An 18,060-nucleotide genomic window follows, 5' to 3' on the forward strand; every position below is an offset into this window, starting at 1 on the left:
GAGCCAGTTTCATGACAGACCTTTCGCAAACGGAAAAAACCGCCCGTCGGTCACTTTTCAGCCGCATGCGCGATAGCGACCTCTACTGGTCGTTCAGCCGCAGTAAATCGGCCAAGATCAGCGCGCTCATTCTCGCAATCCTGATCCTCGCAGCTGTCTTCGCGCCGTGGATTGCGCCCCAGAATCCCTATGACGGTGCATCGCTGGACATGTGGAAGGCCGAGCTTCCGCCGATCTGGCAGGAGGGCGGCGAATGGCCGTTTCTGCTTGGAACAGATACGCAGGGACGCGACATGCTCTCGGCCATTCTCTACGGCACACGCATCTCCATCGTCATCGGTGTTGCCTCCGTGCTGCTTTCGCTCGTCATCGGTATGACGGCAGGTCTGGTGGCGGGGTACTTCGGCGGTTTTGCCGATGGCCTCCTGATGCGCATCGGTGACATCACGCTCTCGATCCCGACCATTCTGGTTGCCATCCTCGTATCGACGGTCGTCCGCCAGATGCTACCTGACAATCTGCGTGAGGTCGGTGCTTCCGCCGTGCTTATTCTCGCCATCGCCCTTTCCGCCTGGGTGCAATATGCCCGCACGGTGCGCGCCCAGGCCATCGTTGAAACCGGCAAGGACTATGTTCAGGCCGCAAAGCTGATCGGCGTGCCCGCCCGCCGCATCATGGCGGCGCATATCCTGCCCAATACGTTAACGCCGATCATGGTTGCCGCGACGCTGAATTTCGGCATGGCGATCCTGACGGAAGCGACGCTGTCCTTCCTTGGCATTGGCATGCCGCCTAGCCAGCCGTCGCTCGGCACGCTGATCCGTATCGGCAACCAGTTCCTGTTTTCCGGCTCCTGGTGGATCGTGCTGTTCCCTGTCTTCCAACTCTGCCTGCTCGTCGTCACCGTCAACCTTCTGGGTGACTGGCTGCGCGATGCGCTCAACCCGAAACTGAGGTGAACTCCATGCACGATCTTCTTCTGCGCAACGTACGGCCCATGGCGGGCGAGGCCTGCGATATTTTGATCAGGAACGGCAAGATTTCAGGTTTCGGAACATTTGACGTCGAACCCGGCATGCCGGTTGAGGATGGCAAGGGAGCAATTGCCGTTCCCGGTCTTATCGATGCCCATACGCATCTGGACAAGACGACGTGGGGCATGCCCTGGCATGTCAACAATCGTGCTGCCATCCTGCGCGAACGGATCGATTTCGAGCGGGAAAACCGCGTTCAGATCGGCATCGATCCGCATCGCCAGTCCATGCGCCATGCCATCGGGCTTGTGGCCAATGGCGGCACCCATATTCGCAGCCATGTCGATATCGACCCGACCCACGGGCTGACGCTGGTCGAGGGCATCTGGGAAACACGGGAAAAGCTTGCTGGCATCATCGACATCGAGGTCGTCGCCTTCCCGCAATCCGGCGTCATGGTCATGCCCGGCACGGTGGAGCTTCTCGATGAGGCGTTGAAGCAAGGCTGCGAGGTGCTTGGCGGCATCGATCCATGCGGAATTGACCGCGATCCAAAGGGCCAGCTGGACATTCTTTTTCAACTGGCGACGAAACACGGCGTGCCGATCGATATCCATCTGCACGAAGCCGCCGACCTCGGCGCCTTCACGATGGAGCTCATCTTCGAGCGCATCCGGGCGAACGGCATGCAGGGCAACGTTGCCATCAGCCACGCCTTTGCCCTTGGCATGAACGACTATCTGCGTGTCGGTAGGCTGATCGACGAGATTGCGCGGCTTGATGTCGCCATCTTGACCACGGGTGCGCCATCGGCAAGCGTGCCGTCGATCATGCGCCTCAAGGAGGCGGGTGTGCGCGTTGGCGGCGGCTGTGATGGCATCCGCGACACATGGGGTCCGTGGGGACAGCCGGACATGCTGGATCGCGCCAAGATCATCGGCATGAAAAACGGTCTGCGTTCGGATATCGAACTTGCGCATGTGCTGCATGTCGTTTCCAAGGGTGGCGCCGATGTCATGGGTCTTGAGGATTACGGCGTGGAGATCGGCTGTGCTGCCGACTTCACGCTGCTGACCGGTGAAACGCTGGCGCATGCTGTTGTCGATATCGCGCCGCGGCCGCTAGTCGTCAAAGGCGGCCGGGTTACCGCGAGAGATGGCAAAGCCATCGTGGAGGCGCCGTGATGAGCGACGTTCTCAATACGTTGCAACTTGGCGAAAGGCCGCAAGGGCGGACGTTGCTCACAGCCAGCTGGGTTGTCGGGCACAGAGACGGATCGCACCGGCTCCTCAAAAACGGTGACGTTGTCTTTGAAAACGGCGAAATCATCTTTGTCGGGCATGAATTTCCCGGCGAGATCGCCCGGCGTATCGATTTTGGCAATGCGCTCGTCAGCCCCGGCCTGATCGATCTCGATGCGCTTTCCGATCTCGATACGACGATCCTCGGCATTGATCATCATCCGGGCTGGGCGAAGGGTCGTGTCTGGCCGCGCTCCTATGTCGAGGCTGGTCCCTACGAAATGTATTCCCCGGAAGAGCTTGCCTTCCAGAAGCGTTTCGCCTTCGGGCAGTTGCTCCTCAATGGCATCACCACGGCAGCCCCCATCGCATCGCTGTTTTATCGCGAATGGGGGGAGACCGTGGCGGAATTCGAGGCGGCCGCCGATGCCGCCGGGGAACTTGGTTTGCGCGTTTATCTCAGCCCCGCCTTCCGTTCAGGCGGCATGGTGCTGGAAGAACCGGGCCGCATGGTGCCTGTTTTTGATGAGGAGCGCGGTTTTCAGGGCCTCGCCGACGCAATCGCCTTCATCGAAAAGCAGAGTGGAAGGCACGGCGATCTGGTGCGCGGCATGCTCGCGCCGGACCGCGTGGAAACCTCCACCCTGGCGCTCATAGAGCGCACCGACGCAGCGGCCCGCGAACTCGGCTGCAAGTTCCGTCTCCATATGGCGCAGGGCGTCATGGAGGTCGATACGGTTCGCAAGCTCCACGGTTCGACCGCGCCAGTCTGGCTCGCCAAGGCCGGGCTGCTCAGCGAAAGGCTAATTGCGCCGCACGCCACCAATGCGACGGAAGAAGATCTGGCGCTCTATGCGGAAAACGGCGTCTCCATCGTCCACTGTCCGCTGGTTTCGAGCCGTGGTGGCAGCACGCTCTCATCCTTCTCCTCCTGCCGCAAACGCGGCATCAATATCGCGATGGGAACGGATACGGCCCCGGCGGACATGCTGATGAATTTGCTCGTAGGGCTGATCACCTGCCGCATCAATGACGGTGCTCCGGACCAGATCCGCTGTGCCGATCTCTTCGATGCGGCCACACTTGGCGGCGCGCGCGCGCTTGGCCGGTCTGACCTTGGCCATCTTTCCCCGGGCGCAAGGGCAGACATTGCTGTCTTTGACCTCGACGATACCGTCATGGCGCCGAGCATCGATCCGATCACCACGCTGGTGACCGGTGGTTCGGGCAAGGTCACGCGGGCCGTTTTTGTCGACGGCCGTCTTTCCATGCGTGAAAGGCAGGTCGCCCGTATCGACATGCGGCGTGCCCGTGAACAGGCGCAGGCGCAGTTCGATCGCCTGATTGCAAAATATCCCGAACGGAGCTGGGCAAATCCGCCCGTCTCCGAAATCTTCCCTCCGAGCTATCCGGTGGAGGTCGCCCAGCATGGTTGACATGAACCAATCGGTTATCGATGTCCGCAATCTCAAGGTCGAGTTTCCCGGCCGTCGAGGCACCGTTACTGCGCTTTCCGATATCAGCCTTTCGATCCGGCCCGGTGAAATTCTGGGTGTTGTCGGTGAATCCGGTGCTGGAAAATCCATGACGGGCCTTGCCATACAGGGCCTGCTCGAGAAGCCCGGCCACATTGCCGATGGCGAAATATGGCTCGGGTCGCGCCGTATCGATCAACTGGATGACCGGGCGATGGAAAGCATTCGCGGTCGTGAGATCGGTGCGATCTTTCAGGACCCGCTCACCTCGCTCAATCCACTCTTTACGGTCGGTGCGCAGCTTGTCGAGACGATCCGCCAGCACCTGCCGCTGTCGAAAGCGGATGCACGCGCACGGGCCGTTCAACTGTTGAAGGATGTCGGCATTCCATCACCTGCGGATCGTGTCGATCATTATCCGCACCAGTTTTCTGGCGGCATGCGCCAGCGTGTCGTCATTGCGCTGGCGCTCGCCGCCTCTCCGAAACTCATCATTGCCGATGAGCCGACGACGGCGCTCGATGTCTCGATCCAGGCGCAGATCATTTCCCTGCTGCGGCGGCTGTGCAAGGAAAAGCAGACGGCGGTCATGCTCGTCACCCACGACATGGGCGTCATTGCCGAGGCTGCCGACCGTGTGGCGGTGCTTTATGCCGGCCGGCTGATCGAGGTGGGCCCGGTCGAGCAGGTGCTGCACGAACCGCGCCACCCCTATACGCAGGGCTTGATGGCCTCCATCCCGTCACTTGGCGCACGGGTGGAGCGGCTGAACCAGATCGACGGCGCAATGCCGCGTCTCGACGCGATCCCGCCCGGATGCGCGTTTAATCCACGCTGTGGACTCGCCGGGCCACGCTGTCGGCGGGAAAGGCCTGAACTCGAAACCGTCGGCAACGGCGCCAGTGCGTGCTGGCTGAATGCAGGAGGCACAGCATGACACAATCCGCATCTCAAAAGGCAGCATTGAGCAAGCCGGCCTTGACGGTGAAGGGCCTGACGAAAACCTTCGACGTTTCGGCCCCGCTGCTCAATCGCATCATCGAGCGCAAACCACGGCAGTTCGTGCAGGCCGTCAACGATATCGATTTTTCCGTTCCGGCCGGCGGCTGTCTCAGTATCGTCGGTGAAAGCGGTTGTGGCAAATCGACTGTCGCCCGCCTGGTAACGGGACTTTTTCGGCCAAGTGCCGGCGAGTTTCGTTTCGCGGCAGGCGGCAAGGGTAAACCGCTGTCGGCACAGATGATCTTTCAGGATCCCTATGCCTCGCTCAATCCGCGCTGGCGGGTGAAGAACATCATCGCCGAACCGATCCGCGAATTGAAGCTGCGCGCGACCAAGGCTGAGACGATGGATAGGGTGGAGGAGCTTCTCAAAACCGTGGGCCTTTCAGCCTCTGACGGCGAAAAGTTTCCGCATGAATTTTCCGGCGGCCAACGCCAGCGCATCTCCATTGCCCGTGCATTGGCAAGCGAACCGGAATTCCTCGTCTGCGATGAGCCGACATCGGCGCTCGACGTTTCGGTGCAGGCGCAGGTGCTGAACCTCATGCGCCGCCTGCAGGATGAACTCGGCCTCACCTATCTCTTCATCAGCCACGACATGAGCGTTGTTCGTCACATGTCGGACCGCATTGCGGTGATGTATCTCGGGCGGATTGTGGAGGAGGGGGATACGGAAGAGCTTTTCGCCAATCCGCGCCATCCCTATACCCGGCTGCTTCTCCAGACGATCCCTAATATCAAGGCGCCGCAGCGGGACCGGGAGATTGTTGCCGGTGAAGTGCCAAGCCCTCTGAAGCCGCCTTCGGGTTGCGCGTTTCACCCGCGTTGTCCGCTCGCAACGGCGCAATGTTCGGCAGAAGTGCCTAAGGTGAAGAGCCTTGCCAACGGCACGCGGGTCGCCTGTCATCTGGTCGAAGATGACAGGCAATGGGCGGGCGAGCGACATCGCGCCTGAGCGGAAAAATCAGCCGAGCGCGGCGCGCAGGTCGTGGGAAAGGTCGCGGATTTCGCTGAGATCGAGCTCCGCTTCCACATGCTCGAGGTGGTGGGTCATCAGGTGGATGGCCCGCGACGGATCATTGTTGGCGATCGCATCGACGATTTCCGCATGTTCGTCCGGGCCGCAGTTGAAGCGATCCGTGTTACGGTAAACGGCTGTTATCAGCGACGAGCGGGAAATGAGGTCGCGCATGGTGGTAAAGAGAAAGTCGGAACCGAGCGTTTCCGCAAGCAGAAGGTGGAACCCGCCGGAAAGCTTGATGATGTCGGTCGTGACGTTTTTGGCATTGGCCACGCGCTCTTTGGCCACGTGGTCGCGTAGCTTTTTGAGATCGGTCTTGGTGGCGGATTTGCAAAGTCTTTCGACAACGCATTGCTCGACGGTACGGCGCACGAAGAAGACGTCGCGGGCTTCCTCGACCGACGGTTTGGAGACGAAAGCACCGCGATTGGGAACGATGGTCACCAGTCCGTCACGTTCGAGAACGGACAAGGCCTGGCGGATTCTGGCACGGCTGACGCCAAAGATTGTCGCCAGTTGCTCTTCTTTCAGCTGCACACCCGGACGCAGCCGGCGTTCGGCGATCGAAAGCCATACTTTCTCGACAATCTGCTGCGTGGACGGGCCGGCCTGCTCGCTCATTCGACATACTCCCCAATCGCCCTAGAGAAGCGTGATGTGAATGAAAAAGTCAACCGTATCAACGGGATTTTGGTTGCAACATTGTCAACAATATGAGAGATAATTGTAGACTAAATTAGGATGCCGATCATGGAATTCGATTTCAGCGCGCTTGAGCCCCAGAGCCGCTACCGCCTTCTGACGAATTTTATCGGTCCGCGGCCGATCGCACTCGTGACGACCCGCTCGGAAGCGGGCCATAACAATGCAGCGCCGATGAGCTTCTTCAACGTCTTTTCGCATGATCCGCCCATCGTGGTCCTCGGCATTCAGCCGAAGGTGAGCGGCGAGGAAAAGGATACGATGGTGAATATCCGCCGCACTGGCGAGTTCGTCGTCAATATGGTCGATATGTCGCTTTCGGAGCAGATGCTGATCTGCGGTCTCGGCTTCGACAATGAAGTTGACGAGATGTCGATGGCCAAGCTTACGGCCATGCCCTGCAGCAAGATCGATGCGAGTTATGCCGCGCAATCGCCCTGCGCCTTCGAGTGCCGGGTGGAGCGACTGATCGATTACCCCCGCCGCACGCTGGTGCTGGGCGAAGTGGTTCATATGCATGTCCATAACGAATGCCTCGATGAGGAGGGACGTTATGTCGATGCCGATCGCTACCAGCCGATCGCCCGGCTTCACGCCGACAACTACATTACCTCGGACCGCCAGTTTGTTTTGAAGGCGCCACCAATCACCGATTTCACCGCGCCTGACGGCAAGTGACAGCTCATCAGGATGCGTGCGATGCATATTCGTTTGATAAACCCCAATTCCACCGCCTCCATGACCGCGCAGGCTCTCGATAGCGCGCTAAGGGTCAAGCAGAAGGAGACCCACGTCTCCGCGGCAAATCCTGACGATACCCCCGTCAGCATCGAAGGGCAGGCGGATGAGGCCATGGCCCTTCCCGGGCTGCTCGCGGAAATCCGCAAGGGTGAGGCGCAGGGCGTGGATGCCTATGTGATCGCCTGTTTCGACGATCCGGGCCTTCACGCCGCACGCGAAGTGGCGCGAGGACCCGTCATCGGCATCTGCCAGGCCGCCGTGCAGGTGGCGATGACGATCAGCCGCCGCTTCTCGATCATCACGACGCTGCCGCGTTCCATCGCGATCATCGAAGATCTGGTGGAGGATTACGGCGCGCAACGGCATTGCCGGAAGGTCCGGGCAATCAACCTGCCGGTTCTTGGTCTTGAGGAGGATCCAGAGGTTGCGGAAGCGCTGCTTCGGCGCGAAATCGAGGTCGCCAAGCGGGAGGATGCGGCAGAAGCGATCATTCTCGGCTGCGCGGGCATGTCCTCGCTCTGCGACCGGCTGCGCGACGCCACAGGTGTTCCGGTCATCGATGGTGTGACGGCAGCGATCAAGCTTGCCGAAGCTCTTGTTGGCGCCGGTTACAATACCTCGAAGGTCAATGCTTACGACTATCCGCGGGTGAAGGGGCCGGCCCTCGTCGCCTGCGCCTAGCTTGCAGGAAAATGCCCGCGGCCATTTGCGGGCGCTCGCGCCACGTTCTAGTGTTCTCCCGCGCACACCGGTCAACCGGGCGCGCCGCGGGGGAGAGCGTATGATCGACAAGCTGGAATTTTTCATTGCATTGGCGCGGGCTGAACATTTCGGCCGGGCGGCGGAGGAATGTGGTGTCTCCCAGCCCAGCCTGTCGGCGGCAATCCGGCAGTTGGAGGATCAGTTGGGCGTCGTTCTCGTGGTGCGTTCAGCGCGGTATCAGGGGCTGACGCCGGAAGGCCAGCGTGTGCTGGAATGGGCGCGTCGTATCGTTGGCGATACACGCACCATGCGTGAGGAAATGCGCGCCGCCCGTAGGGGCCTGGCCGGACATATACGTCTGGCCGTCATTCCGACCGCGCTTGCAATGGTGCCGCGATTGACCGAATCCTTCCAGGCGCGCCATCCCGATGTGACTTTTTCCGTCACGTCCCGCACCTCGCTGCAGGTTTTGAGCCAGATTGAAAACCTCGAGATCGACGCGGGAATCAGTTACCTCGACAATGAGCCGCTCGGACGCGTGACCACCGTGCCGCTCTATTCCGAGCGTTATCACCTCATCGCGGCTGCCGGAACGCCACTTGCTGATCAGGAAAGCGTTACCTGGCAACAGGTTTCCAGTCTTAGGCTTTGTCTATTAACTCCGGACATGCAGAACAGGCGCATCATCAACCGGCACATGGCCGAGGCTGGCGTGGAAGCCAAGCCGACTCTCGAATCCAACTCGATGATTGTGCTTTTTTCTCATATCCGCACCGGACAATGGGCTTCAATAATGCCGCGTAACCTCGCGGAATCGTTTGGTTTTCCTAAGCAGATCAGGATAATCCCGATTACTGATCCGGACCCCGAACACCTCGTGGGCCTGATTGCCACGCACCGGGAACCACACACTCCGCTTGTCTCCGCGCTGCTTCACGAGGCTCGCCAAAGGGCCGCCGAGAAGGCATTTGATAGGAATTTCCTATCAAATGACGGAAACTGATTATTGACCTGATCCCGCCGATCTCGACATCTTGCAAGCACCGCAGGGCTGCGAAAGGATTGACTATATCCCGCTCGTCATCCCTGCCCCTGTCGGTTTGGGAGGACTGGCTTATGAATATTCGAGCGGTTGCCGTAGATGAGGCGGCGCGTGTTTCCGCCATCATTGATGAATTTCTCCATCTGGAGGGGCCTTTGCTACCCATCCTGCACGCAATGCAGGAAGAATTCGGCTATATCCCGGAAAGCGCCAAGCAGATCATCGCATCCGCGCTGAACATATCGCGCGCCGAGGTTCATGGCGTCGTCACCTTCTACCCCGATTTCCGTGATCATCCGCATGGTCGCCATGTCTTAAAGCTCTGTCGCGCCGAGGCTTGCCAGTCGATGGGTGGCGAGTCTCTTGCGGAAACCATCAAGTCCCGCCTCGGCCTCGACTGGCACGAAACCGCGCCTGACGGTTCCGTCACGCTTGAGCCGGTCTTCTGTCTCGGGCTCTGCGCTCAGGCACCGGCCCTGATGCTGGATGGCGAAGTCCATGCCCGTCTTGATGAGGACTGTCTTGTCGAGATTCTGGCGGAGGCACGCCGATGAGTGTCACCGTTTTTGTTCCCGCCGATTCCGCCGCTCTTGCCGTTGGCGCAAACCGTGTTGCCGATGCCATCGCCCGCGAGGCCGCTGGCCGTAACCTTGAGGTCGAGATTGTCCGCAACGGCTCGCGTGGCATGCTCTGGCTGGAAGTGCTGGTCGAAGTGCGCACCGAGCATGGCCGTATCGCCTACGGCCCCGTTAAGGCAAGCGACGTCGCCTCGCTTTTTGACGCAGATTTTCTGAAAGGTAGGACCCATCGCCTCTGTCTCGGGCTGACAAAGGACATTCCGTTCCTGAAGAGCCAGACGCGTCTGACATTTGCCCGATGTGGCGTCACCGATCCATTGTCGCTAGAGGATTACCGCACCTATCAGGGAATGAAGGGTCTTGAAAAAGCTGTTGCGATGACCCCGTTGGATATCGTCGCGGAGGTGACCCAGAGCGGCCTGCGCGGACGCGGCGGCGCTGGTTTCCCCACCGGCATCAAATGGAAGACCGTTGCCGATGCGGTGGCGGACCAGAAATACATTGTCTGCAATGCGGATGAGGGCGACAGCGGCACTTTCGCCGACCGGATGATCATGGAAGGCGACCCCTTCGTGCTGATCGAAGGCATGGCGATTGCCGGCCTCGCCGTCGGCGCGACCAAGGGCTTCATCTATACCCGCTCGGAATATCCCTACGCCATCAGGGTCATGGAAAAGGCGATCGAAATCGCAAGGCGTGCGGGTATTCTTGGGTCCTCCGTCCTCGGGTCAGGCCGCGCTTTCGACATGGAAGTGCGCATGGGCGCCGGCGCCTATGTCTGTGGCGAGGAGACCTCGCTTCTCAATAGCCTCGAAGGCAAACGCGGAACGGTGCGCGCCAAGCCGCCGTTACCAGCCCTGCAGGGCCTGTTCGGCAAGCCGACCGTCGTGAACAACGTGATTTCGCTCGCTTCCATTCCGGTCATCATGGATCGTGGCGCAGCTTTTTATCGCGATTTCGGCGTCGGCCGCTCGCACGGCACCATCCCGATCCAGCTTGCTGGCAACCTCAAGCATGGTGGGCTTTACGAAACCGCCTTCGGTCTGACGCTCGGGCAGCTTGTGAACGATATCGGCGGCGGCACGATCAGCGGCCGGCCTGTCAAGGCGGTGCAGGTGGGAGGTCCGCTCGGCGCTTATTTCCCGGTGTCGCTGTTCGACACGGTCTTTGACTACGAAGCGTTTACGGCGGCTGGTGGCCTGATAGGCCATGCGGGCATCGTGGTGTTCGATGATACGGCAGACATGCTGCATCAGGCCCGGTTTGCGCTGGAGTTCTGCGCCGTCGAAAGTTGCGGCAAGTGCACACCCTGTCGCATCGGCTCCACGCGTGGTGTCGAGACGGTTGACAAGATCGCGCTCGGAATCGAGCGGGAGAAAAACACGGCGTTGCTGGAAGACCTCTGCGAAACCATGAAATTCGGTTCGCTCTGTGCGCTCGGCGGTTTCACGCCCTATCCCGTCATGAGCGCGCTCCGGCATTTCCCTGCTGATTTTGCCCCCATCCCACGTGTTGAAGCGGCGGAGTAAGACCATGGCCCTTGTAACTGAATTCGACTACGGCACCCCCAAGTCCAACGCTACGGACATGGTAACGCTCACAATCGACGGTCGCCAGGTGACTGTTCCCGCTGGAACCTCGATCATGCGCGCCTCGCGTGAAGCGGGCATCGATGTGCCGAAACTCTGTGCCACCGACATGGTGGATGCCTTTGGCTCCTGTCGGCTCTGTCTGATTGAGGTGGAGGGCCGCAATGGCACTCCTGCCTCCTGCACCACGCCTGTTGCCGCCGGTCTCGTCGTGCATACGCAGACGGAGCGGCTGAAGCAGATCCGCAAGGGCGTGATGGAGCTTTACATCTCCGATCACCCGCTCGACTGCCTGACCTGCGCCGCCAATGGCGATTGCGAGTTGCAGGATATGGCGGGCGCGGTGGGCCTTCGCGATGTGCGTTATGGTTACGACGGCGACAATCACGTCAAGGCCCGCACCGGGGAGGGCGATCTTAATGCCCGCTTTATGCCGAAGGACGAAAGCAATCCCTATTTCACCTATGATCCTTCCAAATGCATCGTCTGTTCCCGTTGCGTGCGCGCCTGCGAGGAAGTGCAGGGCACCTTCGCGCTCACGATCGAAGGCCGCGGTTTTGAAAGCAGGGTATCGCCCGGCGCGCACGAGGCATTCCTCGATTCCGACTGCGTGTCCTGCGGTGCCTGCGTGCAGGCCTGTCCGACCGCGACGCTCACCGAAAAATCGGTGATCGAGATTGGCCAGCCGGAACATTCGATGGTCACCACCTGCGCCTATTGCGGCGTCGGTTGCTCCTTCAAGGCGGAAATGCGTGGTGAAGAGCTGGTGCGCATGGTGCCGTGGAAGGATGGACAGGCAAACCGTGGCCATTCCTGCGTCAAGGGCCGCTTCGCTTACGGATATGCGACCCACAGAGATCGTATCCTCAACCCGATGATTCGCGAAAAGATCAGCGATCCGTGGCGGGAAGTCACCTGGGAGGAAGCCTTCTCCCACGTTGCGTCCGAGTTCCGGCGCATCCAGGGCACCTATGGGAAAGAGTCCATTGGCGGCATCACCTCGTCCCGCTGTACGAATGAGGAAACATTCCTCGTCCAGAAACTCATTCGCGCCGGTTTCGGCAACAATAACGTTGATACCTGCGCCCGCGTCTGCCATTCGCCCACGGGTTATGGTCTTGGCCAGGCCTTCGGCACATCTGCCGGCACGCAGAATTTCGACAGCGTGGAGCATTCCGATGTCGTGCTTGTCATCGGCGCCAATCCGACCGACGGCCATCCTGTTTTCGGTTCACGGCTGAAGAAACGGCTACGTCAGGGCGCAAAGCTGATCGTCATCGATCCCCGCCGTATCGATCTTGTCCGCACGCCACATGTGGAGGCGGCTTTCCACCTGCCGCTGCTGCCGGGAACCAACGTTGCGGTGCTGACGGCGCTTGCCCATGTGATCGTCACGGAAGGTTTGTTCAATGAGGCATTCATTCGCGAGCGCTGCGACTGGTCGGAGTTCGAGGATTGGGCTGCCTTCGTTGCCGAGCCGCAGCATAGTCCGGAAGAGACGGAACGTTTCACGGGCGTACCGGCTGAAGATCTGCGCGGCGCGGCCCGGCTTTATGCCAAGGGCGGCAATGGCGCGATCTATTATGGTCTGGGTGTCACAGAACACAGCCAGGGTTCAACGACCGTCATGGCGATTGCCAATCTTGCCATGGCGACCGGCAACATCGGCCGTCCCGGGGTGGGCGTCAATCCGCTGCGCGGTCAGAACAATGTGCAGGGCTCCTGCGATATGGGGTCTTTCCCGCACGAACTGCCGGGCTATCGCCATATCTCCGATGATGCGACACGCGATGTGTTCGAGAAACTCTGGGGCGTGAAGCTCAACAACGAACCGGGGCTGCGTATCCCCAACATGCTGGATGCCGCTGTCGATGGCAGTTTCAAGGGCATCTATATTCAGGGCGAGGACATTCTCCAGTCGGACCCCGATACCAAGCACGTTTCCGCCGGCCTTGCCGCCATGGAATGTGTCGTGGTGCACGATCTCTTCCTGAACGAGACGGCGAATTATGCGCATGTGTTCCTGCCGGGTTCCACTTTCCTCGAAAAAGACGGCACCTTTACCAATGCCGAGCGCCGCATCAACCGCGTGCGCAAGGTTATGTCGCCGAAAAACGGTTATGCCGACTGGGAAGTAACCCAGAAGCTGGCGCAGGCCATGGGCCTTACGTGGAACTACACCCATCCCTCCGAGATCATGGACGAAATCGCGGCAACGACGCCGAGCTTTGCCAGCGTTTCCTATGCTTACCTCGAAGAGAAGGGCTCGGTGCAGTGGCCCTGCAACGAAAAATTCCCAGAGGGTTCGCCGATCATGCATGTGGACGGCTTCGTGCGCGGCAAGGGCAAGTTCATCCGCACCGAATACGTGGCGACGGACGAACGCACCGGTCCGCGTTTCCCGCTGCTGCTCACCACCGGCCGCATCCTGTCGCAATACAATGTCGGGGCGCAGACACGGCGCACCGAAAACGTCGTCTGGCACGAGGAGGATCGTCTGGAAATCCATCCGCATGACGCCGAACAGCGCGGCGTCAAGGATGGCGACTGGATCAAGCTTGCGAGCCGCTCCGGCGATACGACGCTGCGAGCGCTGATTACGGATCGTGTGGCGCCGGGCGTGGTCTATACGACCTTCCACCATCCCGGCACGCAGGCGAACGTCATCACGACAGACTTTTCCGACTGGGCGACCAACTGCCCGGAATACAAGGTGACGGCGGTTCAGGTCTCTCCCTCCAACGGGCCGACGGAATGGCAGGAAGAATATGATGCGCTTTCGCGTCAGTCCCGCCGCATCGCCGGCAAGCTGGAAGCTGCGGAATAATCGGGGGCCGGGCTTGTCCCGGCCTTTTTATCATGGGACGTGAACTGGCGCGGGGAGTAGATCATGTTACTCAATCACACGGACGAAAAGCTGGTGAGGATGGCGAACCAGATTGCGACGTTTTTTCTGTCACAGCCGGAAGATATCCGTATCGATGGTGTTGCCACCCATATCAACAAGTTCTGGGAACCGCGCATGCGGCGGCGCTTCTTTGAGATGGTGGACGCCGGTCTCGGTGATTTTCGGCCACTCGTGATTGCCGCATCCAGAGAGATCAGAAGGCCAGACGCGCCAGCGGCCGATGCCGTCGGGCTCGGCGAAGACGCGAAGGGCGCACCGGGCGGCAAGGGACCGATTGCGGGAGAATCCCTTTCGGAGCCGAGCGTGCCCGAAACAAGGCGCGTCTGACGCGTGCGGAGATGAATGAAGCTTGCCGCCGCATGGGAGGACGTTCGGCGGCATCGCTATTCGCCTGGCGGGGCGAATGAAAAATGTCCAGACATTCACGAGGGAGGTAGTGTCAATGGCAGTAGCAGGCGCAACGGCGGGAGAGGCGGCGCAAGCCGGGTTTTTGGACCGCGAACGAATAATCGCAAGACCGGGTTTCAATCGCTGGCTGGTGCCGCCGGCAGCGCTTGCCATTCATTTGTGCATAGGCATGGCCTATGGCTTTAGCGTATTTTGGCTGCCGCTGTCGAAAGCGTTGCCAGCGACGGATCCGAGCTGCTCCAGGCTCACGCTGGTCGGCGCACTGTTTACCACCGAATGCAATTGGCGTGTGGCTGATCTTGGATGGATCTATACGCTTTTCTTCGTGCTTCTCGGCTGCTCGGCGGCTATCTGGGGCGGCTGGCTGGAACGGGTGGGACCCCGCAAGGCGGGCTTCGTTTCCGCCTGCTGCTGGTGCGGCGGCATTCTGGTGGCAGCCGCCGGCGTCGTCACCCATCAACTCTGGCTGATGTGGCTGGGTGCCGGCGTCATCGGTGGCGTCGGGCTTGGCCTCGGCTACATCTCGCCGGTGTCCACCCTGATCAAATGGTTCCCCGATCGTCGCGGCATGGCCACGGGCATGGCCATCATGGGGTTTGGCGGCGGTGCCATGATTGGCGCGCCACTTGCCAACCTGCTGATGAACAGCTTCAAGACCGAGACGTCTGTCGGCGTCTGGCAGACCTTCGTCGTCATGGCGTTGATATACTTCGTCTTCATGATGGCGGGCGCCTTCGGTTATCGCATTCCGCCTGCGGGCTGGCGCCCGGAAGGATGGACGGCACCGGCGGCCAAAAGCGCGATGATCACCACGCGACACGTCCATCTGCGCGACGCGCATAAGACGAAACAGTTCTGGCTGATCTGGGCGGTGCTCTGCCTGAATGTTTCGGCCGGCATCGGTGTCATCGGCATGGCCTCTCCAATGCTGCAGGAAATTTTTGCGGGTTCTCTGATCGGCCTTCCGGGTGTCGGTTTTGCTGATCTCGATGCCGGCCAGAAGGCGCAGATTGCGGCGATTGCTGCCGGCTTCACCGGCCTTCTTTCGCTCTTTAACATTGGCGGCCGCTTTTTCTGGGCCTCCATGTCAGACAAGATCGGCCGCAAGAACACTTATTTCTGCTTCTTCATTCTCGGCATCATTCTTTACGCGCTGGCGCCGACGCTCGCGACGATGGGCAACAAGGCGCTTTTCGTTCTCGCCTTCGGTATCATCCTGTCCATGTATGGCGGCGGTTTCGCCACCATCCCGGCCTATCTTGCGGACATCTTCGGCACGCAGTTCGTCGGCGCAATCCACGGCCGTCTCCTGACGGCATGGGCGACTGCCGGCATCGCCGGTCCCGTGGTCGTCAATTACATCCGCGAGGCGCAGATCGCGGCGGGCGTGGCACCCGGACCCGCACTCTACACAAGCACCATGTATATTCTGGCAGGCATGCTGGCGATCGGCCTCGTGGCCAACGCCTTCGTGCGGCCGCTCTCGGACAAGTGGTTCATGTCGGATTCGGAGGTGGCGGCGCTTCAGGCGAAGACCGCGGCCGCGAATGCCGGGCCGACAGGCTCCTTCGGGATCGGTCGCGGTGGACTGGACGCCAAGGCCGCTCTTGCCTGGGCTGCGGTTGGTATTCCGCTTCTCTGGGGCGTGTGGGTCACGGTAAAAAGCAGTCTGGCGCTATTCGGCTAGGCGTTCCGCCAAAAACTCATGTGCCGGCTCTTGGCCGGCACATGATCGATCAAGGCGAGGCGGCGCGGTTCGGATCACGTCAGATGAACCGCGCCCCGTCATTTGCGTAATTTGCAGCTGGACGGTTCGGCGCCATCAAGACCAGCTGGCAAGCAGTCCCTCAAGGGTCGCACGGTCCTCTTTATCCAGACGCGCCAGTCCCGGTGCGCGCACCGGGCCAACTTTGAACCCGAGTATGTCCATGGCTTCCTTCACAACGGTCACATTGGCGCCGTTGCGATATCGTGTGCGCAGCCGCTCGAACAATTCGATCTTTTGAACAATCTTCCGTGCAGCCGTAAAATCGCCTGAGGTCAGTGCCTCATGAACCTGCAGCGAAAATTGCGGCGCCACGTTAACGAGGCCGGAGGTGAAGCCGCGCGCACCAACCGCCGCGAAGGCAGCCGCCCAGCTTTCAGCCAGTCCGCAGACATATAGAGCGCCGTCCGGATCGGAAGCGGCAATCGCGCGCGACAGAAGCATGATGTCGGTCGTCGCGAACTTGATGCCGGCGACATTCGGGTGGCTCGCAAGCCGTACCATGTCATCGACCGAAAAGCCGTCCGCCCGGACATAAGCGACCAGCGGCAGTTCGCTGCCTTCAGCGAGGCCGGTAAAGTAGTCGATTTGCGATTGCGGGGCCGCGAAAGGATCGACTGGCTGATGCGACATGACGGCGGATGCGCCCATTTCTTTTGCCTGACGCGCCAAGGAGAGCGCTTCGCGCTGAGAGCGTCCAATAGCCGCCGTGACCGGGGCTTTCCCGCCGACACCTTCTATCGCGGCCTCATAGACCTTCAGAATTTCTGCAGGCGTCAAGGCGTAGAATTCGCCGGTATTGCCTGCCGCGACGATATTATGGATTCCAGCCTTTGCAACGCGTGCGTAAATCTCGGCGGTAACACCGGTCTCCACTTCGCCGCTTGCATCGTAAGCCGTTACCGGAACGCCGGAGATGCCCTTCAGGGCCTGGCGAAAATCGAATGTCGTCATCAACTGTGTTCCTTAAGATCAAAAGTCATCTTCAGATGGAGAATTTGTGAACGGGCGTGCCGGCTACCGGGGCATCGAATGCAACAACCGTACCTGCTGTGATTATTCCGTCCGTCTCGGTGACGAGACTTGTAAGGTAGATCGTCTTGAGATCGGGACCGCCGAAACAGGGCATGGTCGGTCCCTTGAACGGCAGCCTGTAGACCTCGAACAATTCGCCGTCCGGTGAAAAGCGGTTGAGACGTCCCGCCTGAACGCCGGCGCTCCAGTAACAGCCTTCGCAATCGGTCGCCGCACCGTCCGGCCTGCCTTCATCCGGCGCGAAATCGTGCAGACGTTCGGCCGGGCCGATCCTGCCGGTCGCAGCGTCGAAATCGAACGCCTGAAGCATGAGGCCGCTGCTGTCGGAATGGTACATGCGTCTGCCGTCCGGGCTCCAGGCAAGTCCGTTCGAAGTGAACATGTCGCCATCGATGATGCGTTCGATGCCACCATCCGGGGCAACGCGATAGAGGCGTGCATTGCCCGTCTGTATCGCGGCCTCATCGCGGGTCCCCACCCAGAAATGGCCGTCCGGGCCGACTTTTCCGTCGTTGAGGCGGCTGTCGGGCCGCCCGCCGTCCGGATCGCAGAGAAGATCGAGCTTGCCGCTCGCGGGATCGAGAAGATGCACGCCGGTCCTGAGGCCCGCCACTATCAAGCCATTGTCGCAAAGGCCGAGACAGCCGACCTGGGCGGGCATCTCGTATCTGTCGAGTTTTCCGCCGGGATGCAGGCGGAAAATGGCGGGCGCGAGAATATCGACGAACCACAGATCGCCGGTTCGCTCGTCCCAGGCAGGCGATTCGCCGACCTTCAACGGGGTATCGATCAAGGAACGGAGCTTCGGTTCTATGATATGCGGCTGGCTCACTGGTTCCTCTCCCTCATCCGCCCTTTATGATTCTATTTTCGACAGT

Annotated in this window: 16 protein-coding genes; 13 read left to right on the forward strand and 3 right to left on the reverse strand. The window is 60.4% G+C overall.

Annotated features, from left to right (window positions below; genetic code table 11):
- Positions 1-11 precede the first annotated feature (11 nt).
- The 5 genes from K7A42_RS07335 to K7A42_RS07355 are packed head-to-tail and all read left to right on the forward strand — an operon-like array spanning position 12 to position 5,646.
- Positions 12-959, forward strand: a complete 948-nt coding sequence (locus K7A42_RS07335; protein WP_004444582.1) for an ABC transporter permease — start codon at positions 12-14, stop codon at positions 957-959.
- A 5-nt stretch (positions 960-964) separates the two neighbouring features.
- Complete coding sequence (locus tag K7A42_RS07340; protein ID WP_112552808.1) at positions 965-2,158, forward strand: amidohydrolase family protein; 1,194 nt, start codon at positions 965-967, stop codon at positions 2,156-2,158.
- The gene (locus K7A42_RS07345) at positions 2,158-3,651 is read left to right on the forward strand and encodes an amidohydrolase family protein (protein ID WP_111813770.1); all 1,494 of its coding nucleotides are present in this window, start codon (positions 2,158-2,160) and stop codon (positions 3,649-3,651) included. Before K7A42_RS07340 ends, K7A42_RS07345 begins: the two co-directional genes overlap by 1 nt.
- Positions 3,644-4,627, forward strand: a complete 984-nt coding sequence (locus K7A42_RS07350; RefSeq protein ID WP_112552810.1) for an ABC transporter ATP-binding protein — start codon at positions 3,644-3,646, stop codon at positions 4,625-4,627. The genes K7A42_RS07345 and K7A42_RS07350 overlap by 8 nt, the downstream gene beginning before the upstream one ends.
- Positions 4,624-5,646 carry an ABC transporter ATP-binding protein gene (locus tag K7A42_RS07355; RefSeq protein ID WP_080823115.1) on the forward strand — a complete coding sequence of 341 codons (1,023 nt, stop codon included), beginning with the start codon at positions 4,624-4,626 and terminating at the stop codon, positions 5,644-5,646. Before K7A42_RS07350 ends, K7A42_RS07355 begins: the two co-directional genes overlap by 4 nt.
- Before the next feature lie 9 nt (positions 5,647-5,655).
- Here K7A42_RS07355 and K7A42_RS07360 read toward each other — a convergent pair whose 3' ends face one another.
- Positions 5,656-6,333 (reverse strand): GntR family transcriptional regulator, encoded by a 678-nt coding sequence (locus K7A42_RS07360; RefSeq protein WP_006700316.1) that lies wholly within the window; start codon positions 6,331-6,333, stop codon positions 5,656-5,658.
- A gap of 129 nt (positions 6,334-6,462) precedes the next feature.
- Between K7A42_RS07360 and K7A42_RS07365 the strand changes: the two genes are divergently transcribed.
- The 8 genes from K7A42_RS07365 (at position 6,463) to K7A42_RS07400 (ending at position 16,069) form a co-directional block, all read left to right on the forward strand.
- Entirely contained in the window at positions 6,463-7,092 is a 630-nt protein-coding gene (locus tag K7A42_RS07365; protein WP_022563864.1) for a flavin reductase family protein, read from the forward strand.
- Positions 7,093-7,113: 21 nt separating this feature from the next.
- Positions 7,114-7,836, forward strand: coding sequence for an aspartate/glutamate racemase family protein (locus K7A42_RS07370; protein WP_112552812.1), 723 nt, complete (start codon positions 7,114-7,116; stop codon positions 7,834-7,836).
- Between the two features lie 100 nt (positions 7,837-7,936).
- Positions 7,937-8,860 carry a LysR family transcriptional regulator gene (locus K7A42_RS07375; RefSeq protein ID WP_006700319.1) on the forward strand — a complete coding sequence of 308 codons (924 nt, stop codon included), beginning with the start codon at positions 7,937-7,939 and terminating at the stop codon, positions 8,858-8,860.
- Positions 8,861-8,973: 113 nt separating this feature from the next.
- Entirely contained in the window at positions 8,974-9,453 is a 480-nt protein-coding gene (locus K7A42_RS07380; protein WP_112552814.1) for a formate dehydrogenase subunit gamma, read from the forward strand.
- Positions 9,450-11,006, forward strand: coding sequence for a formate dehydrogenase beta subunit (locus tag K7A42_RS07385; protein WP_174150442.1), 1,557 nt, complete (start codon positions 9,450-9,452; stop codon positions 11,004-11,006). The genes K7A42_RS07380 and K7A42_RS07385 overlap by 4 nt, the downstream gene beginning before the upstream one ends.
- 4 nt (positions 11,007-11,010) lie before the next feature.
- Positions 11,011-13,893 (forward strand): formate dehydrogenase subunit alpha, encoded by a 2,883-nt coding sequence (gene fdhF, locus K7A42_RS07390; RefSeq protein ID WP_174150441.1) that lies wholly within the window; start codon positions 11,011-11,013, stop codon positions 13,891-13,893.
- A gap of 63 nt (positions 13,894-13,956) precedes the next feature.
- A complete protein-coding gene (locus K7A42_RS07395) occupies positions 13,957-14,301 on the forward strand; it encodes a formate dehydrogenase subunit delta (protein ID WP_112552820.1) in 345 nt (114 codons plus the stop codon).
- A gap of 115 nt (positions 14,302-14,416) precedes the next feature.
- On the forward strand, positions 14,417-16,069 hold the full coding sequence (locus K7A42_RS07400; protein ID WP_174150440.1) for an OFA family MFS transporter: 1,653 nt from the start codon (positions 14,417-14,419) through the stop codon (positions 16,067-16,069).
- A 135-nt stretch (positions 16,070-16,204) separates the two neighbouring features.
- Here K7A42_RS07400 and K7A42_RS07405 read toward each other — a convergent pair whose 3' ends face one another.
- On the reverse strand, positions 16,205-17,101 hold the full coding sequence (locus K7A42_RS07405) for a dihydrodipicolinate synthase family protein (protein ID WP_022563871.1): 897 nt from the start codon (positions 17,099-17,101) through the stop codon (positions 16,205-16,207).
- Between the two features lie 31 nt (positions 17,102-17,132).
- Positions 17,133-18,014 (reverse strand): SMP-30/gluconolactonase/LRE family protein, encoded by an 882-nt coding sequence (locus K7A42_RS07410; protein WP_112552824.1) that lies wholly within the window; start codon positions 18,012-18,014, stop codon positions 17,133-17,135.
- Positions 18,015-18,060 lie beyond the last annotated feature (46 nt).

It is taken from the genome of Agrobacterium sp. InxBP2, assembly GCF_026191755.1.
GTDB classification, from domain to species: Bacteria; Pseudomonadota; Alphaproteobacteria; order Rhizobiales; family Rhizobiaceae; genus Agrobacterium; species Agrobacterium pusense.